The sequence below is a fragment of the Mesorhizobium sp. M6A.T.Ce.TU.002.03.1.1 genome, from assembly GCF_003997275.1.
GTDB lineage: Bacteria > Pseudomonadota > Alphaproteobacteria > Rhizobiales > Rhizobiaceae > Mesorhizobium > Mesorhizobium mediterraneum.
On sequence record NZ_RZTI01000106.1, the window covers coordinates 1 to 4,655 of the forward strand.

5 protein-coding genes and 1 pseudogene are annotated in these 4,655 nt (G+C 62.7%); 1 reads left to right on the forward strand and 5 read right to left on the reverse strand.

Annotation, left to right across the window (positions count from 1 at the left end; genetic code table 11):
* A pseudogene (locus tag EOC93_RS24940) lies at positions 1-306 on the reverse strand (hypothetical protein); the annotation flags it as partial.
* A 151-nt stretch (positions 307-457) separates the two neighbouring features.
* Here EOC93_RS24940 and EOC93_RS24945 point away from each other — a divergent pair.
* Positions 458-1,459 (forward strand): KpsF/GutQ family sugar-phosphate isomerase, encoded by a 1,002-nt coding sequence (locus tag EOC93_RS24945; protein WP_127205931.1) that lies wholly within the window; start codon positions 458-460, stop codon positions 1,457-1,459.
* A 47-nt stretch (positions 1,460-1,506) separates the two neighbouring features.
* Here EOC93_RS24945 and EOC93_RS24950 read toward each other — a convergent pair whose 3' ends face one another.
* From EOC93_RS24950 to EOC93_RS34985, 4 genes are all read right to left on the reverse strand, one after another.
* Positions 1,507-1,977 (reverse strand): NfeD family protein, encoded by a 471-nt coding sequence (locus EOC93_RS24950; protein WP_095484068.1) that lies wholly within the window; start codon positions 1,975-1,977, stop codon positions 1,507-1,509.
* A 10-nt stretch (positions 1,978-1,987) separates the two neighbouring features.
* A complete protein-coding gene (locus EOC93_RS24955; RefSeq protein ID WP_095484069.1) occupies positions 1,988-2,938 on the reverse strand; it encodes an SPFH domain-containing protein in 951 nt (316 codons plus the stop codon).
* A gap of 250 nt (positions 2,939-3,188) precedes the next feature.
* Positions 3,189-4,241 carry a ferrochelatase gene (hemH, locus tag EOC93_RS24960; protein WP_095484070.1) on the reverse strand — a complete coding sequence of 351 codons (1,053 nt, stop codon included), beginning with the start codon at positions 4,239-4,241 and terminating at the stop codon, positions 3,189-3,191.
* A gap of 146 nt (positions 4,242-4,387) precedes the next feature.
* On the reverse strand, positions 4,388-4,655 hold a 268-nt coding region (locus EOC93_RS34985), incomplete at its 5' end, for a LysM peptidoglycan-binding domain-containing protein (protein WP_245461534.1).

A 4,655-nucleotide genomic window follows, 5' to 3' on the forward strand; every position in this document is an offset into this window, starting at 1 on the left:
GGTGGCTTCCGGCGGATCGAAAATGCTGCCGGTCGCGGGCGCCGTGTCATCGTCCTGTACGGCGCCCGGGCTGGCCGGCTGATAGGTGGGCGCCGGCGCATCGCTTTGGGTGGTTGCGCCGGCCTGTGCCGTCTGATCCTGGGCGCCGGCCAGAATCGCCGATTCCGAAACCTCGCCGCGCAGCTCGGTTACCTGGGCATAGGGCTGCGCTGGTCGCAGCAAGGCGAAGACGCTGGTCGCCAGCAGCAAGGCGCAGACCGCCTTGCCGTTTCGTCTTCTTTTCATTTCAGGCTGGGCCCCGGACATCGCCACCACTGCTTGCGCGGCGCGCGCGCGCCATACTTACCGAACCGTAAACGGGGATGGTTAACGGAGGGTTGAGGCGGCGGTTCATCAGCCCGCACTGAATGGCAATTCCGTTGGACAGGCGCATGGCAAAGCGCTAATCGCATCAGCCATGCATGCGGGATCCCCAGACAAGAAGCGGCTCGACGGGCAAGCTTCGATAGCCTCGGCGCTCAGAACGGTGGCAACCGAGCAGGCCGGTGTCGCGGCGCTGGCGGCCGCGCTCGAAAACGGATTGGCCGAACCGTTCGCGCGCGCCGTCGACATGGTGTCGCAGATCGAGGGTCGCGTCATCGTCACCGGCGTCGGCAAGAGCGGTCATATCGGCTCGAAGCTGGCCGCGACACTCGCCTCGACCGGCACACCGGCGTTCTTCGTCCACCCTGCCGAAGCCAATCACGGCGACCTCGGCATGATCGCCAGGGACGATGCCATCATCGCCATGTCGTGGTCGGGCGAGAGCCTAGAGCTCAAGGGCATCATCGCCTATTCCAGGCGCTTCTCGATCCCGCTGATCGCGGTCACCGCTGGAGAGCGATCGGCGCTGGCGCGCGAGGCCGATGTGGTGCTTCTGCTGCCGCGCGCGTCGGAGGCCTGTCCGCATGGCCTGGCGCCGACGACTTCGACGCTGCTGCAACTGGTGATCGGCGATGCGCTGGCCATTGCGCTGCTCGAAGCGCGCGGCTTCACGCCGGATCATTTCCGCACCTTCCACCCCGGCGGGCAGCTTGGCGCCAATCTGACGCAGATCCGCGACATCATGCATGTCGGCGACAGGCTGCCGCTGGTGCCTTCCGGCACCGGGATGCGCGAAGCGATCCTCGAATTGTCGCGCAAGGGGTTTGGCTGCGTGGCGATAACCGCCAAGGACGGTGCGCTGATCGGCATCATCACCGACGGCGACATCAGGCGCCACATCGGCAGCAATCTTTTGGCGATGAGCGTCGATCAGGTCATGACCAAGGAGCCGAAGACGGCCGGGCCGGACACGCTGGTGGCGACGGCGCTGCAGACGATCAACAATTCGGCCATCACCAGCCTGATGGTGGTCGAGGGCAAACGGCCGGTCGGACTTGTCCATCTGCACGACCTGCTGCGCATCGGCGCAGCCTGACAGACATCAGAGTCTGCTTGAAAGTCACTCCGCGGAGATGGGTGGGATCAGCCTTGAACCGCCTCGACCGTCAGTTCCAGATCGGTATCGGCCGCTCCCGTCACGCGCACCTGCGTGCCGGCCGGCAGATCGGGGCCGGAGACGCGCCATAGTGTGTCGCCGAGCTTTATGCGGCCGCGGCCGTCCTTGATCGGCTCGGCAAGCGTCGCCATCCTGCCGATCATTTGTGCGCCGCGGCGGTTGAGCAGTGGCTGGTCGGTCGGGTCATGGCGCCCACCCACCAGTCTCTTGCCGACATAGGTTGAAACCAGCGACATCGCGAGGAAAGCGAGGACCTGGACCTGCCAGGTCCAGAAACCCGCGTCCCAGATGAGCAGGGAGACTGCACCGATCAGCAACGCGGCGATGCCGATCCATAGCATGAAGATGCCCGGCGCGATGACCTCCATTACGAGGAGGACGAAACCGAGAACCATCCAATTCCAGGGGCCGAGTTCGGAAATGATGCGGTTGAACATGGGATCGGCCTCAGGTCTGGCTGGGGCGAACCACGGGCGGGCGTGAAGCTTGCCGCGCGCCGCCGGCAGTGCCTTCGCTCCCGAAGATTTCCTTGGCGATTGCGCCGATGCCGCCGAGCGTGCCGATCAGTGATGACGCTTCGATCGGCATCAGCACGACCTTGCTGTTTGTGGCAGAGCCGATCTTGGTCAGCGCTTCGGTGTATTTCAGCGCGACGAAATAGTTGAGCGCCTGCACGTCGCCCTTGGAGATCGCTTCCGACACCACCTGTGTGGCGCGGGCCTCGGCCTCGGCGGAGCGTTCGCGCGCCTCGGCGTCGCGGAAGGCGGCTTCCTTGCGGCCCTCGGCTTCCAGGATCTGCGACTGCTTGAGGCCTTCGGCGTCGAGGATCTGCGCGCGCTTGTTGCGTTCGGCCATCATCTGGCGACCCATCGATTCAACAAGGTTGGCCGGCGGATTGATGTCCTTGATCTCGACGCGGGTGATCTTGATGCCCCAGGGATGTGCCGCCTCGTCGACGACGCGCAGCAAGCGTTCATTGATGGCATCGCGGTTTGACAAAAGCTCGTCGAGGTCCATCGAGCCCATCACGGTACGGATGTTGGTCATCGTCAAATTGAGGATGGCGTTCTGCAGCCCGGCGACCTGGTAGGCGGCCTGTGCGGCGTTGAGCACCTGGTAGAACGCGACGCCGTCGACGGCGACGGTGGCGTTGTCGCGGGTGATGATCTCCTGGGTCGGGACGTCGAGCACCTGCTCCATCATGTTCAACTTGGCGCCGATGCGGTCGACGAACGGCACGATGAGGTTGAGGCCGGGACTCAATGTCTTGGTATAGCGGCCGAAGCGTTCGACGGTATAATTGTAGCCTTGCGGGATTGTCCGAATGCCTTTGAAAAGCACGAGCACGACAAGAGCGACAAGAACAAGAAGCGCGATATCGAAACCACTGAAATCCATTTGGCTCTCCCTCAGATGCCGAGCACGTTAGAGCGACGCGCGTTCACCGGACGCACAAAGTACGCTCTAATTTTTATACCTGCACATCATGCTTCCCAAAAATCGATTCCGATTTTCGTGCCGATGCGATAGTCGTTTCCATACAACCGACTTCACCAAACACTTAAGTGTGTTTCAGAAATGTTACAATCAGGTGATCGCGGATTGCCGGTGTATAGACAGCCGCGCTAGCTGCGCGATTAAACCCGCTTCAGATCCAGCCTGACAGTTCGCGCCGCACCATCGCCTCGATCACCGCCATGCCCTCGGCACTGTCGTTGAGGCAAGGGATGTGCGCGAACGTCTCGCCGCCGGCGTGATGGAAAGTCTCGGCCGCCTCCCTGGCGATCTCGTCCAGCGTCTCGATGCAATCGACAGAAAAGCCCGGATTGACGATGGCGATCGATCTCACGCCTTCTCCGGCTAATTTCTCGACCGTCTTGTCGGTGTAGGGCTGCAGCCATTCCTGCGCACCGAAGCGTGACTGGAAGGTGGTAATCAGCCTCTTCTCATCCCAGCCGAGCTTTTCGCGCAGCAGCCGGGTCGTCTCCAGGCAATGGGCCTGATAGGGATCGCCCTTATCGGAATAGGGTTTCGGAATGCCGTGATAGGAGGCGATGACCACCTCAGGCTCGAAATCGAGGGTCGCCAGATGGCGCTCGATCGAACGGGCAAGCGCCTCGATATAGACCGGTTCGGCATAGTAGGGCGGCACGCTGCGGATCGCCGGTGCGCGGCGCATCTTCATCAGCGCGCGAAACAACTGGTCGTTGGCGGTCGCGGTCGTGGTCGCGGAATATTGCGGATAGAGCGGAAAAGAGAGAATGCGGTCGCAGCCTTGCGCGACCAGCCCTTTGGCGACGCTCTCTGTCGAAGGATTGCCGTAACGCATCGCCCAGTCGACGACGACATCGGGCAGGTCGCGCAGCGCTTCGGTCAGCTTTTCGCTCTGGGCGCGGGTGTAGGTGCGCAGCGGCGACTCGTTGCGCTGCCGGTTCCAGATCCTGGCATAGTTGGCGCCTGACTTCTTCGGCCGCGTGGTGAGAACCAGCCCATAGAGGATCGGGTACCAGATCGCCTTGTTGAGTTCGATGACGCGCGGATCGGACAGGAATTCCCTGAGATAACGCCACATCGGCTTGAATTCGGTGCCGTCGGGCGTGCCGAGATTGACCAGTATGACACCGATCCTGCCCGCTCCGACCGGCGGCAGCGGGCCGAGGGCCTTCGCAGCCTTGGGATCGACAGGGTTGGAAAGCGTCATAAAGGGATCTCCGGACACCGCGCGAAACTAGCGATGCCACGCCGGTTTTCAATGCAGCGTCTGGCCGCACCTTATCTTAACCTCAGGCGGAAAGCAGAAAACCCGCCCGGTTACCCGGACGGGTTTTCCGACAATGACGGAAGAACTTAGTTTGCGGCCGGCATAGTCAAGGTTGCGCCGACGGGAAGGCGGCGCGGTTCGTAGTTCTTGTTGGCGTCGGAGATCGTTTTCCACTTGGCGCCATCGCCATAGGCCTTCTCCGCCAGATCCCAATAGGTATCGCCGGCAACGATCACATGGCTGCTTTCGGCCGGTGCGGCCTCGGCTGGCTTGGCCGGTTCCGCTGCAGGAGCCGGTGCCGCAGGCGCTGCCTCGGCTGGTTTTGCGGACTCGGCAGGGGCCGGGGGTGGCGGG